This window comes from Streptomyces hoynatensis (assembly GCF_003626535.1).
In the GTDB taxonomy this organism is placed as follows: domain Bacteria; phylum Actinomycetota; class Actinomycetes; order Streptomycetales; family Streptomycetaceae; genus Streptomyces; species Streptomyces hoynatensis.
On sequence record NZ_RBAL01000003.1, the window covers coordinates 482,914 to 504,989 of the forward strand.

The window sequence follows — 22,076 nt, forward strand, 5'->3', positions numbered from 1 at the left end:
GCGCCGCCACCATAAGGGGGAGCCCCCGAAAACTCTTTCGGCTGCCTCTCCTGCGGCGATTGCGGTATATCTGAGCGGGGCTTCCTCCCCTGGCTCTCCTGCGCCTCTCGCTTCCCTCGCTCCGGTCCCCTGGAAGGCGTGGGCGTGGTCGTCACCGCTCACTCACCGCTGCATCACGTGCTTCAACACATGGCTGAAGATCCATCTTTCCTCCTGTCAGGTCTTGCCGTTCGCCACCAAGGCCCAACCGGCACATTGCTCGCTGCCGGTAACCAGACCAACGCAACTCGCAGTAGGATGGATAGTGTTCAGCGAAACCTCTGAAAAGCTGCGCCGGGCGAGAAGTCGATCCGGTGGAGGAAAAGGGCAGGCCAAACCGGTGGCGGAGGAGAAGCCAGGCGAAGACTTCAGCCCCCTGCGGCGTTTCGGAGCGGACGTCAGGCGAGTGCGGCTGGGGCGTCGCCTGACGCAGGCGCAGCTGGGCCAGGGCGTCGGCTACTCGGTGGCTTACGTGAGCGGCGTGGAATCAGGCAACCTCACGCCGAGCCATCGATTTGCCGAGGGCTGCGACAAAGTGTTCGGCACCAACGGGCTGTTCACCGGGCTGCTCCACCGACTTGAACAGGGGGAGCACCCGAGCGCATTCATGCCCTTCGTCCAACTGGAGGCGCAGGCGCGGGTCATTTGCGCCTTCTCCAACATCAGGATCGCCGGAATCGTGCAGACCGAGGCGTACGCGCGGGCCATCTTCCGGGCGGGCTGGTCCGACGAGCCGGACGAGGTGATCGAGGACAAGGTGGCGTTGCGTATTCGGAGACAGCACGTTCTTGCGAAGAAGCGCCCCCCGCGACTGTGGCTGATCCTCCACGAATCGTGCCTGCGCATGCGTGTGGGAGGACCGGAAGTGATGGCCGAGCAACTGGACCGCCTGGTGCACCTGGCGGCGCGACCGGGGGTGAATATTCAGGTGATCACGTTCGAAGCCGGCGCAGAGGGCGCGCACGTGGGCCCCTTTACCCTTCTCACGGTCGATGGGGATTCTCCGGTGCTGTACACCGACGATCCGCAGGGTGGGAGGCTCTTCCGCTCCGGGCAAGCCGTCGAGAGCTGCGTTCGCTTCTATGATCGACTGAGGGCACACGCGGCTTCCCCTACAGACTCAGTAGCTCTCATCCAGGCTGCACGCGAGGAGGTCACCCGGTGAGCACTCAAGTCCCCACTTGGATTCGGAGTTCGTACAGCAGCTCCTCCGGTGGTGAGTGCGTGGAGTGCCGGCTGCCGTCCGGGGATGTGGTGCCCGTCAGGGACAGCAAGGTGTCCCAGGGGGCCACGCTTCGGCTGTCCGCCGGCAGTTGGTCCGCGTTCGTTGACGCGTTGAAGCGCGGGGAGCTGCCCGGCTGAGGCAACCGGCGGCTGATACGGGCGTGCCCCACGACTCCGCGGAGTCGTGGGGCACGTGCGCATCGGGGCGATGGGGGTGCGTCGGCCGCTCGCCGCCGAGCCCGGCGGCTCACCGGCGAGGGCCGCCAGCGGGCGCGGTCAGTCCCCGGCGCGGGCCGCCGCCGGGGGCCGGGGCCCGGAGAGGGCGCGCAGTTCGTCGAAGGTCTGCAGGAGGTGCGCGTCCAGGCTCTGCGCGGAGTCGTCGGCGAGCCAGTCCTGGGCCGCCTGGTGGAAGGCGGCCCAGCCGGCGTGGGCGGCCAGTTCGGCTGGCCGGGCGGCGACGTTGCGGCGCCGCAGCGCCTCCGCCACGGCCTCGGTGAGCGAGGCGGCCTTGGCCAGTTCGCGCTCGCGCAGCGCCGGGGTCGCGGCGATGACCGCGAGCCGCGGCTCGGAGAACGGGCGGTTCTCCTCCAGGATGCGGCCGGCCTTCCGGAAGGCGAAGAGCAGCACGTCGAGTGGCTCCAGGTCCCCGGGCGCCTCGGCCACCGCCCGCATCAGCGCGGCACGCAGCTCGGGCTCGCCGTCGAAGAGCACCTCGCGCTTGTCCGGGAAGTGCCGGAAGAAGGTGCGCTCGTTGACGCCGGCCCTGGCGGCGATCTCGGCCGTGGTGGTCCGGTCGAATCCGCGCTCCCGGTACAGCTCGAGAGCCGCCTGCTGCAGGCGGCGGCGCGCTTCTGCTCCGCTCCGTGGCACGCCCCGAGGGTACCGCAGGTGTCAGCGACTGGCGTCACGTTGCGCCAGTCGCTGACATTACCTGTAGAGTCAGTGACTGGCGCTAAGTAGTGCCAGTCACTGGCGTTAACTGGGAGAGAATGTCATGCGTGTCTTCGTGACCGGCGGCTCGGGGCTGACCGGCCCCGCCGTCGTCGCCGAACTCCTCGCGGCCGGCCACACCGTCACCGGCCTGGCGCGTTCCGATGCCGCCGCCGCCCGGCTCAAGGCGCTCGGCGCCACCCCGCTCCGCGGCAGTCTTGAGGACCTCGACAGCCTGCGTCGCGGTGCCGGGGCCGCCGACGGCGTCCTGCACATGGCCTTCGGCGGCGACTTCGCCGACCCCGAGGACCTGACGCGGCGCGACCTGACCGCGATCGAGACGCTCGGCCGGGCCCTGGAAAACACGGGGAAGCCCTTCGTCAGCACCTCCGGCACCCTGGTGATGCCCGCAGGACGGCTGAGCACCGAGAAGGACGAGCCCGACGCGGACGGGCCGGCCGCCTTCCGCGTCCCGGGCGAGCGGGCCTGCCTGGGCTTCGCCGCCCGGCAGGTGCGCGCGAGCGTGGTCCGGCTCGCGCCCACCGTCCACGGCCCGAAGGACCACGGCTTCATCGGCATGCTGGTGGCCACCGCGCGGCGCACCGGCGTGTCGGCCTACGTCGGCGACGGCGGCAACCGCTGGCCCGCGGTGCACCGGCGCGACGCGGCGGTGCTGTTCCGGCTGGCGCTGGAGAAGGCGCCCGCGGGCAGCGTGCTGCACGGCGTGGCCGAGAGCGGCGTCCCCCTGAGGAGCGTCGCCGAGACGATCGGCCGCGTCCTCGGCCTGCCCACGTCCTCACTGACCCCGGACGAGGCCGCCGCGCACTTCACGAGCCCCTTCATGGCCGCCGTCTACGGCTACGACGCGCCCGTCTCCGGCGCGCACACCCAGGAACTGCTCGGCTGGTCGCCCACCCATCCCTCGCTGCTCGACGACCTGGAGCACGGCGACTACCTCACCGAGCCGGCCGCCTGACCGCCCGCCGATCCGGCCTTGCCGCCCGCAGGCCCCGGCCGACAGCCCGCCGGTCCCGGCCCGGCCGCCCCCCGCGCGGCCGGGACGTCCCGTTCCCCCCGGGGGAGCGGGCCGGTGGGTGGTCCGGGGCCCGCCCGCCGCGGGTCACCAGGTGAGCGCCTCGTCCAGCGAGGTCTGCCAGTACGTGACCTGCGCCGCGGCGTCGACGTAGACCTCGCCGCCGGGCAGTGCGACCTCCGTCATGTCGCCGGCGCCATGGCCGTCGGCCCCGGCGAACTGCACGCCGAGACTCGTCGCGGTGTAGCCCTCCTCCTCCCCGGTGGCCGAGGAGGTGGCGATGCCGGCGTAGGCGCTCTCGCCGGGGGCGAGCGCGACGACGGCCTGCGGCGCGCTCTCCTCGATGCGGGGAACGGAGGCCTGGGCGTCGCCGAAGCGCAGGAAGGGCGCGTACCAGGCGTAGCAGGTGCCACTGCCGGTGTTGGTCACCGTCAGCAGCAGGTGGTTGATCGGCCGCTCGACCGCGGTGACGGTCAGCTCGGTGTTCGCGTCCGTGCAGGGGGCGGCGTCCTCCGCCGACTCCCCGGCGCCGCCTGCCGACGTCCCGTCGCCCGGGGCACCCGAGCCGGACTGCCCATCCTCCTGCGTGCCTTCTTCCCCTTCCCCGGCCTCCTGCGCGTCTCCGGCCTGCTCGGAATCCCCGGCGCCCTCGGTCCCCCCGGCGGCGTCCCCACCGTCCTGCTCCGCGGGCGAATGCGCGCCGGAGGAGGGGGAGGCGGAGGCGCCCGCCTCCTCGTCCTGGCAGGCGGTGAGCGCGAACGTCGCGCCCAGCGCGGCGACGGCGGCCAGGAGGCGGGTGCGGCGGCGCAGTGCATTGGCGGTCATCGTGATGCTGCTTTCTCGTCGTTCTCGTCGGATGCGGGCATCCGCCGGACCCGGTGGCCCGGACGACCGAAGCATTGCCCGGGCTCCGTCCCAACCGCAGCCGGTCACCGGTCACTTCGGGGGGCTGGGACGGATGCACCAAGGGTGACCTGCGAGAATGTTGGGCGCATGGGATGCCGGGACGGGACGCGAGGGACGGGGGAACGGCGGTGCCTGGTGCGGAGACGGCGGATCTTGCCGCGCTGCTGACGGAGTTGAAGAACCGCTCGGGGCTCAGCTATGGAGTGCTGGCACAGCGGCTGCACGCGAGTGCGTCCACGCTGCACCGCTACTGCCGGGGCGAGGCGCTGCCGCCCGAGTTCGCGACCGTGGAGCGGTTCGCCCGGCTGTGCCGGGCCACGCCCGAGGAGCACGCCGAGCTGCACCGGCGGTGGATCGCCGCCGACACGGCGCGCGAGCGGGAGCGCAAGGGCGCCCGCCCCCGCCCGCCCGTCCCCCCGGCCACCCCGGAGCCGGCGGAAGGCCCGGCCCCCGTGGCGCCCGCCGCGGGACCGCCCGCTGCCGGGCCGTCCGTGACGGGGCCGTCCGTGACGGGGCCGTCCGCCGGGGAGCCGGCCGCGGTGTGGCCGGGCGCGGTCCGGCTCGCCGCGGCGGGCGACGGGCCGCCGCCCGCCACCCGCAGGGCCTGGCCGCGGATCGCCCTGGCCGCGGCGGGGGTGCTCGCCGCCGTCCTGACGATCGCCCTGCTCACCGGCCTCCTCACCGGCGGGGGCGGCACCCAGGACGGGGAGGGGAGCGACGGCGGGGGCGCCGCGGCCGGCGCGCCGGAAGGCGCCACCGGGACGGCCCCGCTGGCCGTGGCCACCCGCCCCTACGCGCTCGACCAGTGCGAGGGCCGCTACCTCGTCGACCGGCCGCCGTCCCAGGTGCCGCCCCCGCCCTCCGAGACGGAGGCCCCCGGCTGGGCCCGCGCCCTGGGAGCCGTGCCGGCCGGGGAGCAGCTCGTGGAGCTCACCGTCCAGGGCACGGGACAGGAGACGGTCGTCCTGCGCGACCTGCGCCTGCGCGTCACCGAGAGCGGCGAGCCGCTGCCCTGGCAGCTCTACGGCGGCTACTCCGCCTGCGGCGGCGGCCCCGTGCGGACCGCGGCGTTCGACGTGGACCTGGACGCCGCCGCGCCCCGGCCGGCCGCGGCCGACGGGCAGGACGACCTCCCGCTGTGGGTCGACGAGAGCGAACCGCTCGTCTTCTACGTCGACGCCCACACCGACAGCCAGGACGTCAGCTGGTACCTCGAACTCGACTGGTCAAGCGGCGAGGACTCCGGCACCCTCCGCGTCGACGACGAGGGGCGGCCGTTCCGCACCAGCGCCGTCAGCGGGCAGACCGAGTGGGGCTACCTGATCGGCGGCACCGAATGGTTCGACGCGGACACGGGCCGGCCCGCCGACTTCTGAGCAGCGGGCCACGCCCCCGGCCGGTCACCCTCGGTCCCGGTCGGCCGGGAGGGGTGGCCGCGGACGCGCTCAGCGGCACTCGTAGGCATCGATCGGCACCCCGCCGTCGAACAGGATCTTCGCGAAGCCCTTGGGCGGGACGGCGACGCAGTCGGTGATCACCCCGCGGTCCGTCGCGACCGTGGCCTGAATCCAGTAGGAGCAGCTGTTGTAGAGGTCGGCCCAGCCCTCGCCGCCGTCGGCCAGGTTCGCGCAGCCGACCGTGGGCCGCGGCGGTGGCGCCGACTGCGCGGGCTGAGCGGGCAGAAGCAGGGCCGACGCGGCCATGAGGCCGATCGCGGCCAGGGTGGTGGGAATGCGCATGAGGCTGCCTCCTCGGCGGTGCTCGTGTCGGCAGGAGAGTGCCCCGCCCACGGCCGCCGGATGGGGGCCCCACCCCGGATTGGCTCGTCCGGGCGAGCGCGCGGGGACCAGCCGGCTGCCCGCCCGCGGCCGCACCACCACCCTGGGCCCCGCACGCCCGGACCGTGCCCCCCACCGTGGAAACTTTCGCGGTATGGGAGTGGAGAGTTCACGTACGGCCGGGCCGGCGGCCGTGCGTTCCCGAGGTGCCACAATGGCGTCCGTACGGGCACGCACTGGGGGAAGTCCCGGCCCCGCCCCGCCCCGCGGGCGGGCGCGCGCCGGGCGGGTGAGCGGGAAGGTGACCTTGGCTGGCGGCTCTGAAGGAACGGTGGACGCGGCGCCCCGGCGGCCGGACGCGTCCAGGCCGGTCACCATCGCGTACATCGCCGAGTCGGCGGGGGTGTCGGTCCCCACCGTGTCGAAGGTGATCAACGGCAAGTCCGGGGTGTCCGCGGAGACGCGCGCCCGGGTGGAGGAGCTGGTCAACCGGCACGGCTACCGCAAGCCCACGGGCGCCGGCCGCAGCAACGTCGTGGAGCTGGTGTTCCGCGAGCTGAAGAGCATGTGGGCGGTGGAGATCATCCGCGGCGTCGAGCGGGTCGCCCGCGAGCACCGCGTCGGGGTCATGGTGTCCGAGTTCGGGCTGCACGACTCCACCCCGAGAACCTGGGACGACACCGTCTCCCGGCGGCCGAACTGCGTGCTGTCCGTGGCCCAGCTCTCCGCGGAGGAGCGCGAGCAACTGCGGGCCAAGGGCATCCCGTTCGTCGTCTTCGACCCGACCGCGGAACTGCCGGACGACGTGCCGTTCGTGGGCGCGACGAACTGGTCGGGCGGCCGGGCCGCGACCCGCCACCTCACCGCGCTCGGGCACCGCCGCATCGCCATGATCGGCGGGCCCGAGGACGTGCTGTGCTGCTGCGCCCGGTTGGACGGCCACCGCTCCGCGCTGCGGCAGGCCGGCCTGCCGGCCGATCCCGGGCTCGTCGTGCACGCCGACCTCACCCGAGAGGACGGCTGCGCCGCGGCGCGCCGGCTCCTGGCCCGCCCCGATCGCCCGACCGCGATCTTCGCCGCGAACGACCTGCAGGCGCTGGGCGTCTACCAGGCCGCCCGCGAGGCGGGCCTGAGCATTCCGGGCGACCTCAGCGTCGTCGGCTTCGACGACCTGCCCGTGGTCGCCTGGGTCGACCCGCCGCTGACCACCGTGCACCAGCCGCTGACCGAAATGGCCGTGGCGGCAACCGAGTTGGCGCTCACCCTCGGGAGGGGCGAGCGGGCACCGCAGACCGGTCTCGAGATCGCCACCACCCTGACCGTGCGCGAGAGCACCGCCCCGCCGAGGAACTGACCCCCGCCCGCCGCCCGCGCCCCTCTCACCCCGCCCCTCTCGCCCCGCCCCTCACCCCCACCTCCCGCGCCCGCCCGTGCCGCGCCCCCACAAGCGGCGGCGGCCTCCCGCCGGCGCGGGCCCGCGGCCGAAAGCGAAGGGGCGGGAGCGCGGGCCGTTGACCGCGGTGGGGGCCGTCGCTACCCTCTCCGAGAAACTGTCGGGCTCAACCATGCGAAAGTTTCCCTCATTTCGCCGATGCTCGCACGCGTCCGGGACCCGGGGGCGAGGCACAGGACTCGCCCCGAAGCGCCCCCGGTCGCCGTGCCGGAGGTGCTCATGTGGAGAGTGGTTCGCAGGAGATTCGCCCCATGGACCGGACTGGTCGCGGCCACCGCGCTGACCGCCGCGGGCCCGGCCGCCGCGGGCCCGGCCACCGCAGGATCCGAGCCCGCCCCCGCCGCCGCTGCGGCGACCGCGACCGTGACGGTCGACGCCGGCCGGGCGCTGGCGACGATCCCCGGCACCGGCATCGGCATGAACGTCGCGGTCTACGACGGAAACATGAACCACCCGGACGTCCCCGCCCTCCTCGCCGACGCGGGCGTCGGGATGATCCGCTACCCCGGCGGCAGCTACGCGGACGGCTACCACTGGGAGACGCACACCGTCGAGGGCGGCTACGTCGCCCCGGGCACCGAGTTCGACGCCTTCGTGGACACGGCGCACGCCACCGGCGCCCAGCCGATCATCACCGCCAACTACGGCTCGGGAACGCCGGAGGAGGCCGCGGGCTGGGTGCGGTACGCGAACGTGACCCACGACTACGGGATCAGGTACTGGGAGATCGGCAACGAGGTCTACGGGAACGGGCATTACGGCGCCACCTGGGAGACCGACCACCACGAGGACAAGTCCCCGGCGGCGTACGCGGCGAACCTGCGGGAGTACGCCTCCGCGATGAAGGCGGTCGACCCCACCATCCGGATCGGCGCGGTGCTGACCACCCCCGGCTCCTGGCCGGACGGCATCGTCGGCGAGGGCGACGCGATGGACTGGAACAACACGGTCATGTCGATCGCCGGCCAGGAGATCGACTTCGTGATCGTGCACCACTACCCGAGCGCCACCGGCCAGGCCGACCTGCTGGACGCGCCGCGGACCGAGATCCCGCAGATGGCCGCCGCCCTGCGGTCGCTGATCGACCGGTACGCCGGGGAACGCGCCCCGGAGATCGGCATCGCCGTGACCGAGGCCGCCGCCACCGGCTACAAGAACACCTCGCCCAGCGGCCTGTTCGCCGCGGACGAGTACCTGACCTGGCTGGAACAGGGCGCGTTCACCCTGGACTGGTGGAACCTCCACAACGGCACCGACTGCGGCAACCTCACGGAGGTCGAGGGCGCCACCGACTACGACGACGGCGGCATCCTCTCCAGCGGCGCCGCGTGCGAGCCGCCGCTGAACACGCCCTTCCCGCCCTACCACGGCGCCCGCATGATCACCCACCTCGGCTCGCCCGGCGACACGCTCGTGCCCACCCGCAGTTCGACGCCGCAGGTGGCCGCCCACGCCGCCCGCGAGGCCGACGGCGACCTGAACGTCATGCTGATCAACGAGGACCCCGCGAACGAGGCCACCGTCGACCTGACCTACGACGGGTTCACGCCCTCCCGGGCCACCCCGACCGTGTACTCCTACCTGAAGAACGCGAGCTCGATCGGCTCGGCCCCCGCGGGCAGCGCGGCCACCCAGACCGTGCCGGCCTACGGCATCGTGGTCGTGCACCTGGAAGCCGGCGGCGCGGACCTGCCCTGCACCGTCGACTACCGGGTGGCCGGCCAGTGGCAGGGCGGGTTCCAGGGGGAGATCACCCTCTCCTGCACGGCCGCGCTCGACGGCTGGCAGCTCGCCTTCGCCTTCCCCGACGGCCAGACGATCCGCTCCCTGTGGGGCGGCACCTTCACCCAGTCCGGCGCCGCGGTCACGGTGCGCCCCGCCGACTGGAACCGCGCCATCCCGGCGGGTGGCTCGGTGCGCATCGGGTTCACCGGCGCCCGGGACGGCGGCAACGCCCCACCGGAAAACTTCACGCTCACCGAGGCATGACACCGGCGCGCACCACGGCGGCACGCCGGCGCGCACCACGCGCCGGCGAGCCCACCGCCGCAACGGCCCCCACCCCCGAAAGGATTCGACGAGGAGCATGCAAGAAAAGCCCGACACGTTCCGCAACCCCGTGCTCCCCGGGTTCCACCCCGACCCGAGCGTCTGCCGGGTCGGCCCCGACTACTACCTCGCCTGCTCCAGCTTCGAATACTTCCCGGGGGTGCCCCTCTTCCACAGCCGCGACCTGGTGCACTGGACCCAGATCGGCAACGCCCTGGACCGCCCCGGCCAGCTGCGCCTGCCGCCCGGCACCCCCTCCTCCGGCGGCATCTACGCACCCACGCTGCGCCACCACGACGGCCGGTTCTGGCTGATCACCACCAATGTGAGCGACGGCGGCAACCTGCTGGTGACCGCGGCCGACCCCGCCGGCCCCTGGAGCGACCCGATCCGGCTGCCCGGCGTCAAGGGCATCGACCCCGACCTCGCCTGGGACGAGGACGGCACCTGCTGGTGCACCTACGCCGGCGTGGAACAGGTACCCCTCGACCCCCACACCGGCCGGGTCCTCGGCCCGCCCCGCCGGCTGTGGTCGGGCGCCCCCGGCGCCAAGGCCCCCGAGGCGCCGCACCTGTACCGGATCGGGGACCACTGGTACCTGCTGATCGCCGAGGGCGGCACCGAGCGGTGCCACGCCGTGTCCATCGCCCGCTCCCGCACCCCGAACGGCCCCTTCGAGCCGTGCCCGGCCAACCCGATCCTCACCCACCGGGGCACCGACCACCCCGTCCAGAACACCGGCCACGCCGACCTGGTGCAGGGCCCCGACGGCTCCTGGTGGATGCTGCTGCTCGGCGTCCGCCCGCTCGGCGGCACCCCCGGCTGGCACGTGCTGGGGCGCGAGACCTTCCTGGCCCCGGTGAGCTGGGCCGACGGCTGGCCGGCCGTCGGCGAGCCGGGGCCGGACATGCCCGCTCCGCCCTGGCCGCTCCGGCCGGCCCCGCCCGCCCCGGCGCGCGACGACTTCGACGCCCAGGAGCCGGCCCCCCGCTGGATCTCGCCACGCCACCGCCACCCGCGGAACTGCACCACGAATCAGCGCCCGGGCTGGCTGACCCTGCACGCGGCGGGGCACTCGCTCGACGAGCCGGACGTCACCTTCCTCGGCCGGCGCCAGCAGCACCTCTCCTGCCGCGTGCGCACCCTGCTCGACCCGGCCGCGGGTCGCGGCGGCCTGGCCGTCCGCCTCGACGAGGCCCACCACTACGAGATCGAGGCGGACCCGCGGGAGATCCGGGTGCTCGCCCGCGTCGGGCCGCTGCGCACCGTGCTGGCCTCCCGGCCCGCGCCCCCAGGCCCCGTGGTCCTGGGCCTTGAGACGACCGCGACCCGCGAGGTGCGCGACGCGCGGACCGGGCCCGACGTCCTCGCCCTCGGCATCGAGGAGGAGGGCGGGTTCACCGCGCTGGCGACGCTCGACGGACGGTACCTGTCCACCGAGGTCGCCGGCGGCTTCACCGGCCGCGTCCTCGGCATGTACGCCGCGGACGGCACCGTCCACTTCGACTGGTTCGACTACGAGCCGCTGGACCGCTGACCGGCTGCCCCACCCCGGGCGGCGCCGCCCCCCACATCGGCCACGCCCCCCGGGCCGGGCCCGATCGGGGCCCGGACCGGGCCCCGATCGGGGAGCGGGCACGTGACCGGGGAGCGTGCATCCGCCGGGCAGGGCGGAGTGCGCGCGGGCGTGCGGCGAGGAAACGCGCCTGCCTGCGGTTTTACACCCCCGCCGCGCGCCTCCGTGCCCTTCCTCCCCGATATGGCCAACTGACTTGGCCGCGGCGACAGTTGACTCGCCCGTCCCCCCGGCGAGGTGCCGCGGGGGACGCACACCGAGGAGGAAACTTGGCAGCGAAGCGTTCCCTCATCGCCGCGTTGGCTCTCGCCGGGATAGCCGCCTGCGGCACCGGCACGGCCCTGGCCGCCCCGGCCCAGGAGCCCGGTCCCACCGACGCCACCATCCTCGTCAGCCGGTTCGACGACGGCAGCTTCGAGTACCCGATCGCCAGGGCGGACGCGTTCACCACCTACCAGGCGGGGCAGGCCATCGGGCCCTGGACGGTGACCGGCGGCGCCGTGGACCTCGTCGACGACGGGTTCTGGCAGGCCGCGGAAGGCAACCAGTCCCTCGACCTGAACGCCACCGTCCCCGGAACGGTGGCGCAGACCTTCACCACCACCCCGGGACAGACCTACACCGTCACCTACGCGCTGGCCGGAAACCCGGGAGGCGGCCCGGCCCTGCGCACCGGCCGGGTGCTCCTCGACGGCCAGGACATCCAGGACTTCTCCTTCGACGTCACCGGCAAGACGTACACCGACATGGGCTACATCAAGCGGCAGGCGACCTTCGTGGCCACCACCGCCACCACCACGCTCGGCTTCGCCAGCACCACGGCGAACAGCGCCTACGGACCGGTGATCGACGACGTGCAGGTCACCACCTGTTCCTGCCCCTGCTGACCCCGGGCCCCGGCGCCCTGCGCACCCCGGCGCCGGGGCCGACCACCCCGGCGCCGGGGCCGACCGGCCGGCGGCGCACCGCCGCCCGAAGGCCCCCGGCACGCCCCCCATTCCGGGCCGCGTGCCGGGGCGCCACCGGCCCAGCCGCCCGCCACCCGCGCTGCGGCCCCACGAGGATTTCCCCGGCATCGAGTTGACCCCGGGGGATTGGTCCAGCACCGTGAAGGGCGACCTCGACGCGGGCGGCCCTGCTCGCGCCGGCCGAGCACCGCAGCGAAGAACCGGGGGAGCGATGGCGCACACCAAGGTGACGATCACGGCGATCGCCCGCGAGGCGGGCGTGTCGGTGGCCACCGTCTCCCGCGTGGTCAACGGCCGTGCCGACGTCGGGCGGCAGACCAGGGAACGGGTGCAGGAGCTGCTGCGGCGCCACGGCTACCGCCCCCGCGCGGGCACCCGCCGCGGCCGGGCGGCGCTGGTCGAGGTGGTCTTCCACCAACTCGGCCCGCACGCGGGGGAGATCCTGCGCGGCGTGGAGCGGACCGCCGCCCCCGCCGGCATCGGCACCGCCGTCTCCGTCGTCCCCTACGAGACGACCGGCCCCGACCGGCGGCAGTGGCTCGCCGGCCTGCGCCGCCGCGCGCCGAGCGGCGTCATCCTCGCCACCTGGGGCCTCGACCCCGCCCTCCACGGTGAACTGCGCCGCCTGGGCGTCCCGTTGGTGATGGTGGACTTGGTCGGCTGGTCCGGCGCGGAACTGCCGAGCGTGGGCGCGACCAACTGGGCGGCGGGCCGGACGGCCACCGAACACCTGCTGCGGCTGGGCCACCGGCGGATCGGCTTCATCGCCGGCCCCCCGAGGCTGCCCTGCAACACGGCCCGCCAGGCCGGTTACCGAGAGGCGCTGCGCACCGCCGGGCTCCCCGTCGAGGACCGCCTCACGGTCGGCGCCGACTACGCCAACGCCGACCCGCGCTCCAGCCTGGAGGCCTGCCGCCGGCTCATGGCCCTGCCGCAGCCCCCGACCGCCGTGTTCGCCTCCTGTGACGAGATGGCGCTGGGCGCCAGGGAGGCACTGCGCGGGCTCGGGCTGCGGGTTCCCCAGGACGTCAGCATGGTCGGCCTGGACGACCTGCCCGCCACCCGGCTGCCCGCGACCCGGCTGACCACCGTCCGCCAGCCGCTGCGCGAGATGGGCGCGGTCGCCTTCCGCGCCCTCCGGCGGCTCTCCCGCGGCGACCGCCTCGACGTCCCGCGCGTGGAACTCGCCACCGAACTCGTCGTCCGCTCCACCACCGCGCCCCCGCCCCCCGCCACCGCCCGCTGACGCCGCGCCACGGCGAGCACCGGCCCCAAGAGCGCGGCCGGAATCGCTCGCCGCGGAGACCGGCCCTGACCAGGCCTGCCGCCGGCCGGCGCTGTCCCGGACAGTCCCGGACGTGGGCGGGCATTGCACCGGCGCCCTTCGCCGGGTGAGGCTTCTGCTGCCGCCCGCCTCGGGGGAAACGCGGCGGGCAGGGGGAAGCGTGGCGCGGCACCGGCTGACTCGGTGCCGCGCCGCCCGCCCGCTCCGCCCCACTGTCCCGACGTCACCTTCGCGTGACGTTCCACGGTCGCCCGAGCCGACGATCACCACGGAGCACGCCCATGACCACCCCGCACCTCTCCCGCTACGCCACCACCCCGCAGGTGCCCCGGCACACGATCCGCAACGCCGGCGGCTCCCCGGCGCACGCAAGGCGCGGAGCCCGCCCGCGCGCCGGGCCCGCGCGCCCCGCGGCCGCGGTGCGGGAGGCGTCCGCCGGTCAGAAGTACTGCGTCAGGCAGAACTCGTGCCCCTCGGGATCGGCCATCACGACGACCACGCCCTCCTCGTACTCGTGCCTCTCCCCGGTGGACCGGCCGCCCAGCGCGAGAACCTGGGCGATGCCCTCGTCGATGTCGTCGACGACGACGTCGAGGTGGAGGCGTACCTTGCCGCGCTTCGGCTCGGTGACGGGCTGGAAGACGAGGCGGGGCTGCGGGTCGTCGCGATGCCCGAGGTAGATCCAGCCCGGCTCGGACGGCCCCGGCCTGCGGTCGAGCAGCGTGCCCCAAAAGCGCGCCATCCGCTCCACGTCGAGACAGTCGACGGTCACCCCGGCCCATCGGTTCGCCATGTGCCCAGCACTCCCGCGTCGTCCCGGGCGCCGGCCGCCCCGGCGCCCTCCCTCGCGCCATTGTGCTACGCCCAAGTCGCCCGCCCGCCGCAGGCGTTCCGTTCCGCCGCTGGAGCGCCGGCCCGGCCCCCACGCGTACGGCGGGGCGCCGGCGAACGGGACGCACGTCACGTCCGCGCGGGCGCGGTACCGGCCGGCGTGCGCGGGCAGGTTGCACGGGCCGGGCCCGGCGCGGCGCGGTGGATGCGGCCGGGGCGTTCGCCCGGCTCGCCGCGGACCTGCCCGGTACCTCGCCATGGGCTCACTGACCTGCGGGTATTGGCCACGGGGTACCGAGCCGCTAGGGTGGGGGCCATGCCGGCTCTCAATGTGGAATTCAGCGAGGCGGAGCTCGAAGCGCTCCGCGCCATCGCCACCGAGCGCGGGGTGACCCTCAAGGCCCTGGTCCGCGAGGCCACCACCGCCGACATCGAGCGCCACCGCGCGCTGAAGGAAGGCGCCGACGTCTTCCGCCGCTTCTTCACCGCGCACGCGGACGAGTTCGCCGCCGCGTTCCCCGACGACGAGCGGCTGCCGGACGCCTCCGGGACCCAGGCCGCCTGACCCATGCCGCCCGTGATCCACATCGACGTGCCCTGGCTGCTCCAGCGCCACGAAGAGGTCCTGCCCAAGCAGCCCACGGTCGCCGACTTCTCCGCGCTGGTCGCCGCCGTGGCCCGCCACCGCGTCGACCCGCCCCGCCTTGGCACCGACTCCGACGCGGCCTGGCGCGCCGCCGCCCTGCTGCACACCCTCGCGCTGCTCAGGCCGCTGCCGGCCGCCAACGTGCGGTTCGCCTGCGCCACGGCCGTCGCCTACATGCACCTCTCCGGCGAAGGCATCGACCCGCCCTACGGCGCCCTGGTCGACCTCGCCCGCGACGTCCTGGGCGGCCATGCCGACATCTACGCCGCCGCCGACCGCATCCGCTCCTGGCGCATCTGACCGCGCCCGGCGCCCGCGGGGCCCCGAGAGGCGCCCGCCCCTCACACCCGCTCCCCGACCTCCCCGGCCTCCCTCGTCCCCCTGGCCTCCCCGGCGTCCGGCGCGGCGGCCACCGCTCCGTCCCCGCCTCCCGGCGCCCCCCGCCCCAGCACCATGACGGCGCGCGCGGCGCAGGCCGCGGCGACCAGGAGCAGCACGATCAGCAGGCACAGCGCCAGGTTCAGCCCGGTGCGCGCGCCGTCCGCTCCCCGATCCGACCAGGCGAGGAAGACGCCACCGGTCACGGCGATGCTCAGCACGCTCGACAACAGCGTCCCGGTCGACAGCGCCGCCGACAGGTCGGAGGCGTGCTCCGCCCTGACCCGGTCGGAGATCCGCGCGACCAGCGGGCTGTACCCGGCGGCCTGCCCCGCACCCGCCACGGCGAACAGCGCGATCGCCGCCACGGCCGGCCACCCGTCCTGCACGCTCAGCAGAAACGCGCTCAGCGCGAGGGCGAAGCCCAGCGGCCCGGCGGCCGGCAGCAGCCGCTGCACCCGCTCGGGAAGCCTCGCCCAGGTCAGGCTGACGGTCGCGAATCCGGCCGGATACGGCACGAAGGCCACCCCGGCCTCCAGCGGCCCGTAGTGCAGCGTGCCCTGAAGGTACAGCGTGACCGTGAACACCACACCGGCGTAGCCGAAGTTCAGCACGCAGCAGGCCAGCAGCCCCGGGCGGATGCCGCGCGTCCGCAGCAGCCCGAGGTCGAGCAGGGGGCGCCGCGCCGACGCCGCCAGCCGCCGCTCGTACCAGAGGAACGCCGCCAGTCCCGCCGCCCCCGCCGCCAGCACCGCCCACGCGCCCCAGGGCCACCCGTGGCCGGGGCCGACCACGAGCGGCGCGGTGAACGCCGTCATGCTCAGCCCGAGGATCGCCACCCCGGCGACGTCCAGCCGCTCGCTGCCCCCGGTCGAAGCGTGCGGCAGGATGCGCCGCGCGACCCCGAACAGCACGAGGCCGACCGGCACGTTCACCAGGAATGCCGCCCGCCAGCCCGACCCGAGAACGTCGATCCCGACGATCAGCCCGCCGATGATCTGCCCGGACGCCACGCCCAGTGCCAGGATCATCGAGTAGAGGCCGACCGCCCGGGCGCGGGCCCGGCCCCGGTAGCCGAGGTGGATGAAGGACAGCACCTGCGGCACCATCAGCGCGGCGAACCCGCCCTGCAGCCCCCGCCCGGCGACCAGCACGACCGCTCCCGGGGCCAGCCCGCACGCCAGGGAGGTCGCGGTGAATCCGGCCAGGCCGGCCAGGAAGATCCTGCGGTGACCGTAGTGGCCGCCCAGCCGGGCGCCGGTGACCACCAGCACGGCGAACGCCAGCGTGAACCCGGAGATCACGAACTGGATCACCGATCCGGTGGCGTGCAGATCCTCCCTGAGGGTCTCCGTCGCCACCGTGGTGATCGAATTGTCCATGTTCGCCATGAGCTGGGCGATCAGGAGAACGGTGAGCATGCCGCGCGGCGCGGCGGAGGGCGACTTCTCGTCGGTCATGGCGGCGGGGCTTTCCACGTCGGTTTCCAGCGCGGGGAGCCGGTCCTGCGGCAGGTCCGGGCACGAGGACCCGGCCGCAGGGCCGAGCGGCGTGCCCGCCCGCCGCCCAGGCGTCCGGGCACCCCGGAGAGCGGGCCGGACCGGGCGGCAGAGGCCACCGGACCTGGGAGCGGGAGCGGGCACGCGTCAGAGCATCGGCCGTGCGTGCCTGCCGGGTCTTGAAGAAATATGCGGACCGCGGGCGGGGCTGATAGACAAGGCCGCGTGGCGCGTACCGTGAAAAAGGTCGTCGAAAGCCCGCACTTCGTGATCCGCGCGGTCGAGTGCGCGGACGACCATGCCCGCTGGTCCGCTCCCGAGACCGCAGCCGACGCGCAGATCATCCTGGTCAGGCAGGGCCGGTTCCGCGTCGACTGCCAGGGACGGCGCGTCACGGCCGACCCCACCACCGGCTACCTCCACCGCCCGGGGGAGGAGATACGGTTCGCCCACCCCGCGGGCGGCGACGTGTGCACGTCGGTCACCTTCCTCGGCGAGGCGCTGACGGCCGGCCTGGAGGCCGCCCGCACTCCCGCCGTCCGCACGGACGCACGGCTCGAACTGGCCCACCGCCTGCTCCTGCGCACCGGCGCGGAGGATCCCGACGGCGCCGCCGCCGAGGCCGTCCTGAACCTGCTGCGGCTGGCCCTCCGCACGCAGCCCGGGGACACGCCCACCCCGGGACGGGAAGAACTGGCCGAGCGCGCCAGGGAGGCGATCCTCGCCGACGGGCAAGGCGGCGCCGGCCTGGTGGCGCTGGCCCGCCTGCTGGGGACCTCCCCCTCCCACCTCAGCCGCACGTTCCGCCACCACGTGGGCATGTCCGTGAGCCGCTACCGCAATCGCGTGCGGATCAGCCGCGCGCTGACCCGCATCGACCAAGGCGAGACCGACCTCGCCGCGCTCGCGGTCGGCCTCGGCTTCAGCGACCAGGCCCACCTCACCCGGGTCATGCGCGGCGAACTCGGCCACACCCCCAGCCGCGTCCGCGCCCTCCTCGCCTCCGGCGCCGCGTCCCCGGCCGGCCCCGCCGAGCCGGACGCCCGCTGAGCCGGACGCCAGCTGCCGCCCGCCGCGATCGCCGCGGCGCGGCGAGGGGCGGCACGGCCGCCGGAAGGCCGCCGGTGACGGGGGCACGACGGGCACTCCCTCGGATCTCCGGCCGCCGGGGCGGGCCGCACGCGCGCCGCGGGGCTCGCGGTCACCGGGCGAAACCCCCTTGCGCAATGGTCAAGAGTCGTTGACCATTGCCCGCATGCCCACCGACGATCTTCCGGAGACGTTCCACGTCACCACCGGCGAGCAGCTGCGCGCCGTCTCCAACCTCACGCGCCACCGGATCATGGCCGCGCTCCGCTTCGAGCCCGCGACGATCACGCAGATCGCCGCGAAAGTCGGCCTGGCGAAGGGGAGTTCCAGCTATCACGTACGGCTGCTGGAGCGGGCCGGCCTGGTGAAGGTGGTTCGGACGCGGAAGGTGCGGGGGGTCACCGAGCGGTACTACGCGCTGGCCGCCCGGTCGATCTCGCTGCCGGACCCCGGTGAGGGAGGACCGGATGTGCTGATGCGCCATGCGCTGGCGGACCTGGAGGCGTCGCCGAGGAAAGAACGGCACGTACGGATGGCCCATCTGCGCCTCACCGCGGAGCAGTTCACGCAGCTGGCGGCGCGGTTGCAGGCCCTGGCGGACGAGTACCAAAAGCTGTCCGATCCCTCGCTGCCCGACGCGTCGCTCGTCTTCGCACTGTTCCACCCGGCACCGGGCGGGCAGGCCGAGGGGAGCGCCAGATGACCTCGGGCAGCCGGAGGCTGCCGGCCGGGTTCGGACGGCTGTGGACCGCGCAGACGGTGTCCTCGCTCGGTGACGGGGTGTCGCATGCCGCGCTGCCGCTGCTCGCGTTGACGCTGACGCGGGACCCGATGGCGCTCGCCGCCGTCACCGCCGCCGGGACGCTGCCGTGGCTGCTCTTCGGGGTGCTCGGTGGCGCGCTGGTGGACCGCTGGGACCGCCGGCGCACCCTGTGGGTCATGGACGCGGCGCGCGCGGCGCTGCTCGCGATACCCGCGGCAGCGGACGCGCTCGACGCGCTGAGCATTCCGCTGCTCGCCGCCGTCGCCTTCGTGCACGGCCTCGGCGGACTCTTCTTCGACACCGCCGCCACGGCCTGCCTGCCGGATCTGCCCGGCCGCGACCCCACGCTCCTGGAGCGCGCCAACTCCCGCCTGCGCGGCGCCCAGACCGCCATGTCGGGCTTCGCCGGGCCGCCCGCCGGCAGCGCGCTGCTCGCGCTCGGGAGGGCGGTGCCGCTGCTCGCCGACGCGGCGTCGTTCCTGCTCTCCGCGCTCCTCGTACGCACGCTGCCCGCGGTGCCCCGGCCCGTGCCCGAGGCCCGCGAGTCGCTGCTCCGGCAGGCGAGGGCCGGGGCCTCGTACGTTTTCCGGGACCGGCTGCTGCTCGGGCTCGCGCTCCGCCCCGCGGTCGGGAACATCGCCTTCCTCGCCGTGGAGACCGTCCTCGCCCTCTTCGCACACGACCGCCTCGGCATCGGCACCTACGGGTTCGGCCTGCTCCTCACCGCGGAGGCCACCGGCGGGCTGCTCGGTGCCGGCATCGCCTCCCCCCTGGGCCGGCGACTTGGCACCGGCACCGCACTGACCTGCACGGCCGCGGTCGAGGGGCTGGCCATCCTGGGCCTGGCCGCCGCCCCGAACCCGTACCCGGCCGGGCTGGCGCTCGCCGCCTGCGGAGCCGGCATGGGCGCCACGATGGTCCTGGGGCCCTCCCTCCGGCAGGCGATCGTGCCGGCCCACCTCATGGGCCGGGTCGCCTCCACCTCCCGCATGCTGGCCATGTGCGCCGCCCCCGTCGGGGCCTTCCTCGGCGGCTGGCTGGCCACCGCCTACGACATCCGCACCCCGCTGTACGCCGCCGCCGTCCTCCTGCTGGCGATGACGGCCGTCACGGCGTCCCTGACCGGCAACCGCCGGGTCGAAGCGGCGCTGCGTGCCGCCGCCCCGGCCGGAGGCCCTGCCCGCCCGGCATCCGGGGAACCCGAGCGGGAGGGTGCATCCGCCTTGTCGTGACGGACCTCCCGGCCCGGCCGTCTCCTGCCCCACATGCCGGGCGCCCCCTTGTGGCCCCCAGCCGAACAAACCGGCGTTGACCGGTGAGAGGAAAGCGGCCAGGACAGCGGCAGGTCAGAGAACCGATCCGCCGGAACTCCACAACTCCCGGTTGTTCACTAGGGTGGGCAGGCGTGGATCTCGAAGCGGTACGCACCTTCGTCGCCGTCGCGGAGGCGGGCCAGTTCCAGCGCGCCGCCACCGACCTGTCGCTCACCCAGCAGGCCGTCTCCAAACGCATCGGCGCACTCGAACGCGGCCTGGGGGTCCGGCTGTTCACCCGCACCCCACGCGGCGCCGAACTCACCATCGACGGGCAGGCGTTCCTGCCCCACGCGCGCGAGCTGCTGCGCGCCGCCGAGCGTGCCGGCGCCTCCGTGCGCCCCGGCAGCCGCCCGCTGCGCGTCGACGTGATCGCCTCGCGCAGCGCGCAGTCGGGCCTGCTGCGCGGCTTCCACCGCGCACACCCCGAGATCGACCTCGACGTGATGATGCTCTTCGACATCGAGACCGCCCTCACCGCCCTTCGCTCCGGCGCGATCGACGCCACCTTCCGCGCCGTCGCCGCGCCGGGACGGCCCCTCCCCGAGGACATCGAGTCCTGCCGGGTGCTCGACGAGCCGCTCCAGCTCCTCACCGGCCCCGCCCACGCGCTGGCGGGCGCCGGGTCGGTGACCCTGGCGCAGCTCGCCGGGCACCGGATCTGGATGCCCGGCATCGCCCCCGGCACCGAGTGGGCCGCGTACTACGAGGACCTCGTCGCCGCGTTCGGCCTCACCATCGAGGCGACCGGACCCAACTTCGGCTCCGACGCCCTCCTCGACACCATCTGCGACACCCCCGCCCTGGCCACCTTCATGGGCGAGCACACCCGCCTCATCTGGCCCGCCGGCCACGGCCTGCGCCGCATCCCGGTGACCGGCCCGACCCCCGTCTACCCGCACTCGCTGCTGTGGCACCGCGACAACCCCCACCCGGCCCTGGCCACCCTCCGCGCCCACCTCGCCGCCACGACGGCAGACCGGGACGCCGCCGGAACCTGGCTACCGGACTGGGTGATTCCCCACTGAACGGCCCCACGCGCCGCCGCCCCCCCGGCGCCTGCGGCCGGGCCGGGGGCCGGGGAACGGCCCGCCCGCCGCCGGGGGATGCACGTGCCTGCCGGATCTCCGCGCCGGGCCGGGCGGGAGACCGCACCGCCGCTCAGCCGGCCCGCCCCAGGGCCACGGTGCGGGACCCGGGTGCGAAGTCGCCGAAGGACTGCTGCCAGGAGGCACCGGGCCAGTGGTACGTCACCAGGCCCTCGGCGGGCCGGTAGTGCGCCGTGTAGAGCGTTCCCAGCCCCTGCGCGTCGAGGGGGCGATACAGCGGCGGCCTCAGCATCGCCGCCACGTCCGCCCCCGCGGCGCGGATGGCGCGCAGCCGCTCCTGCGTCCGCGAGGCCCGCTCCTGCTCCTCGGTCACCGGCAGGTGCTGGTGATTGGCCGCGCAGGCATCAGGCGCCACCGTCGGCGGCATGTCCGGCCCCACGAACACCGTCACCGCCTTCGCGGCATCGACGAGGGTGAGGTTCTGGGGGACGGCGACCGGCAGGGACCGCAGCCTGCCGAGCGCCTCGTCGACGGTGCCGCACGTCTCCAGCAGGTAGCGCACGATGAGAAGAATGGCGAAGCCACGTCCGTAAACGGAACGTCCGCCGTAGGTGAGCGACACCGCGAGACCGGCGTCGTTCATCCCGTCGAGCAGGCCCCACAGCACGTCCTGCATCCCGATCACGGGGCGCAGGAAGCAGGAGGAGACGATGGTGCCCTCGCACTGCTCCGGCGGGAAGTCGTAGTTGCGCAGCAGCGTGCCCCCGTCGCCGATCTGGGTGCAGGCCGGGGAGAACGGCCGCAGCGCCGCGTGGGTGAGGAAGGCTTCCGCCCCGGGCCGGCCGAGCCGGCCGGCCAGGCGTTCCAGGACCGGGACCAGTTCCGGCATGTGCGCACGAAACAGCGCCCGGACCCGGTCCGCACCCTGCCGGGTGCGGCCCTCCTCGGTCAGCAGGCCCGCCATCTCCGGCCACAGGGCCCGGGCGTGGGCGGCCCACCGCCCGTCGCCGCCGTCGCCGACCTCGATCGCCTGGAAGGTCTTGTGCCGGTGCCGCATGGCCGTTGTCACCCCGGTGAGAATCGGACGAGGGGAAAGCAACCTAGCCACGTGTTCGGGTAATTCACAAGGCGGCCGCCACCGGCGCCGGCCGGGCGCCGGAAGCCGGGAGCCACGAGCGGCCGGTGCGCGGCGCGCGCACCGCTTCGTCTAGCTTCGGGGGGACACGGGCCGCCGCACGGCCCAACGGATCGCCGCGGACAGGGGGCT

General features: G+C 74.7%; 21 protein-coding genes. 15 read left to right on the forward strand and 6 right to left on the reverse strand.

The window, feature by feature from the left end; genetic code table 11:
* Window positions 1-304: 304 nt before the first annotated feature.
* Together D7294_RS07955 and D7294_RS07960 are read left to right on the forward strand one after the other, a co-directional pair.
* Complete coding sequence (locus D7294_RS07955; protein WP_241562179.1) at window positions 305-1,204, forward strand: DUF5753 domain-containing protein; 900 nt, start codon at window positions 305-307, stop codon at window positions 1,202-1,204.
* Window positions 1,201-1,401, forward strand: coding sequence for a DUF397 domain-containing protein (locus D7294_RS07960; RefSeq protein ID WP_120676996.1), 201 nt, complete (start codon window positions 1,201-1,203; stop codon window positions 1,399-1,401). The genes D7294_RS07955 and D7294_RS07960 overlap by 4 nt, the downstream gene beginning before the upstream one ends.
* Before the next feature lie 138 nt (window positions 1,402-1,539).
* Here D7294_RS07960 and D7294_RS07965 read toward each other — a convergent pair whose 3' ends face one another.
* Window positions 1,540-2,133, reverse strand: a complete 594-nt coding sequence (locus D7294_RS07965; RefSeq protein WP_120676998.1) for a TetR family transcriptional regulator — start codon at window positions 2,131-2,133, stop codon at window positions 1,540-1,542.
* Between the two features lie 124 nt (window positions 2,134-2,257).
* Here D7294_RS07965 and D7294_RS07970 point away from each other — a divergent pair, with 124 nt between their 5' ends.
* Window positions 2,258-3,169: an SDR family oxidoreductase gene (locus D7294_RS07970; protein ID WP_120677001.1), complete on the forward strand. Its 912-nt coding sequence runs from the start codon at window positions 2,258-2,260 to the stop codon at window positions 3,167-3,169.
* Between the two features lie 144 nt (window positions 3,170-3,313).
* Here the strand turns inward: D7294_RS07970 and D7294_RS07975 are convergent, their stop codons facing one another.
* The gene (locus D7294_RS07975) at window positions 3,314-4,051 is read right to left on the reverse strand and encodes a DUF4232 domain-containing protein (RefSeq protein ID WP_120677003.1); all 738 of its coding nucleotides are present in this window, start codon (window positions 4,049-4,051) and stop codon (window positions 3,314-3,316) included.
* Window positions 4,052-4,260: 209 nt separating this feature from the next.
* Here D7294_RS07975 and D7294_RS07980 point away from each other — a divergent pair, with 209 nt between their 5' ends.
* On the forward strand, window positions 4,261-5,508 hold the full coding sequence (locus D7294_RS07980; RefSeq protein ID WP_241562180.1) for a helix-turn-helix domain-containing protein: 1,248 nt from the start codon (window positions 4,261-4,263) through the stop codon (window positions 5,506-5,508).
* A 69-nt stretch (window positions 5,509-5,577) separates the two neighbouring features.
* Here D7294_RS07980 and D7294_RS07985 read toward each other — a convergent pair whose 3' ends face one another.
* On the reverse strand, window positions 5,578-5,871 hold the full coding sequence (locus D7294_RS07985) for a hypothetical protein (protein WP_120677007.1): 294 nt from the start codon (window positions 5,869-5,871) through the stop codon (window positions 5,578-5,580).
* Between the two features lie 370 nt (window positions 5,872-6,241).
* Here D7294_RS07985 and D7294_RS07990 point away from each other — a divergent pair, with 370 nt between their 5' ends.
* The 5 genes from D7294_RS07990 to D7294_RS08015 all read left to right on the forward strand — a co-directional run bounded on the left by D7294_RS07990 (window position 6,242) and on the right by D7294_RS08015 (window position 13,202).
* Complete coding sequence (locus tag D7294_RS07990) at window positions 6,242-7,264, forward strand: LacI family DNA-binding transcriptional regulator (RefSeq protein ID WP_241562181.1); 1,023 nt, start codon at window positions 6,242-6,244, stop codon at window positions 7,262-7,264.
* A 318-nt stretch (window positions 7,265-7,582) separates the two neighbouring features.
* Window positions 7,583-9,352, forward strand: coding sequence for a cellulose binding domain-containing protein (locus D7294_RS32600; RefSeq protein ID WP_241562182.1), 1,770 nt, complete (start codon window positions 7,583-7,585; stop codon window positions 9,350-9,352).
* Window positions 9,353-9,449: 97 nt separating this feature from the next.
* Complete coding sequence (locus tag D7294_RS08005) at window positions 9,450-10,949, forward strand: glycoside hydrolase family 43 protein (RefSeq protein ID WP_120677011.1); 1,500 nt, start codon at window positions 9,450-9,452, stop codon at window positions 10,947-10,949.
* Window positions 10,950-11,257: 308 nt separating this feature from the next.
* Window positions 11,258-11,875, forward strand: a complete 618-nt coding sequence (locus tag D7294_RS08010; RefSeq protein WP_120677013.1) for a choice-of-anchor C family protein — start codon at window positions 11,258-11,260, stop codon at window positions 11,873-11,875.
* Window positions 11,876-12,167: 292 nt separating this feature from the next.
* Window positions 12,168-13,202, forward strand: a complete 1,035-nt coding sequence (locus D7294_RS08015) for a LacI family DNA-binding transcriptional regulator (protein ID WP_120677015.1) — start codon at window positions 12,168-12,170, stop codon at window positions 13,200-13,202.
* A gap of 478 nt (window positions 13,203-13,680) precedes the next feature.
* On the opposite strand, the gene D7294_RS08020 is transcribed toward D7294_RS08015, so the two are convergent.
* Entirely contained in the window at window positions 13,681-14,034 is a 354-nt protein-coding gene (locus D7294_RS08020) for a VOC family protein (protein ID WP_120677017.1), read from the reverse strand.
* Between the two features lie 354 nt (window positions 14,035-14,388).
* Here D7294_RS08020 and D7294_RS08025 point away from each other — a divergent pair, with 354 nt between their 5' ends.
* Together D7294_RS08025 and D7294_RS08030 are read left to right on the forward strand one after the other, a co-directional pair.
* The gene (locus D7294_RS08025) at window positions 14,389-14,637 is read left to right on the forward strand and encodes a hypothetical protein (RefSeq protein WP_120677019.1); all 249 of its coding nucleotides are present in this window, start codon (window positions 14,389-14,391) and stop codon (window positions 14,635-14,637) included.
* Window positions 14,638-14,640: 3 nt separating this feature from the next.
* Entirely contained in the window at window positions 14,641-15,018 is a 378-nt protein-coding gene (locus tag D7294_RS08030) for a toxin Doc (RefSeq protein WP_120677021.1), read from the forward strand.
* A gap of 41 nt (window positions 15,019-15,059) precedes the next feature.
* On the opposite strand, the gene D7294_RS08035 is transcribed toward D7294_RS08030, so the two are convergent.
* Complete coding sequence (locus D7294_RS08035; RefSeq protein ID WP_120677163.1) at window positions 15,060-16,556, reverse strand: MFS transporter; 1,497 nt, start codon at window positions 16,554-16,556, stop codon at window positions 15,060-15,062.
* A gap of 264 nt (window positions 16,557-16,820) precedes the next feature.
* Here D7294_RS08035 and D7294_RS08040 point away from each other — a divergent pair, with 264 nt between their 5' ends.
* The 4 genes from D7294_RS08040 to D7294_RS08055 all read left to right on the forward strand — a co-directional run bounded on the left by D7294_RS08040 (window position 16,821) and on the right by D7294_RS08055 (window position 20,788).
* The gene (locus D7294_RS08040; RefSeq protein WP_241562183.1) at window positions 16,821-17,645 is read left to right on the forward strand and encodes a helix-turn-helix domain-containing protein; all 825 of its coding nucleotides are present in this window, start codon (window positions 16,821-16,823) and stop codon (window positions 17,643-17,645) included.
* A gap of 205 nt (window positions 17,646-17,850) precedes the next feature.
* Window positions 17,851-18,387, forward strand: a complete 537-nt coding sequence (locus D7294_RS08045) for an ArsR/SmtB family transcription factor (protein ID WP_120677024.1) — start codon at window positions 17,851-17,853, stop codon at window positions 18,385-18,387.
* The gene (locus tag D7294_RS08050) at window positions 18,384-19,679 is read left to right on the forward strand and encodes an MFS transporter (RefSeq protein WP_120677026.1); all 1,296 of its coding nucleotides are present in this window, start codon (window positions 18,384-18,386) and stop codon (window positions 19,677-19,679) included. Before D7294_RS08045 ends, D7294_RS08050 begins: the two co-directional genes overlap by 4 nt.
* Window positions 19,680-19,852: 173 nt before the next feature.
* Window positions 19,853-20,788: a LysR family transcriptional regulator gene (locus D7294_RS08055; RefSeq protein WP_120677028.1), complete on the forward strand. Its 936-nt coding sequence runs from the start codon at window positions 19,853-19,855 to the stop codon at window positions 20,786-20,788.
* A 133-nt stretch (window positions 20,789-20,921) separates the two neighbouring features.
* On the opposite strand, the gene D7294_RS08060 is transcribed toward D7294_RS08055, so the two are convergent.
* Complete coding sequence (locus D7294_RS08060; protein WP_241562184.1) at window positions 20,922-21,878, reverse strand: C45 family autoproteolytic acyltransferase/hydrolase; 957 nt, start codon at window positions 21,876-21,878, stop codon at window positions 20,922-20,924.
* Between the last annotated feature and the right edge of the window lie 198 nt (window positions 21,879-22,076).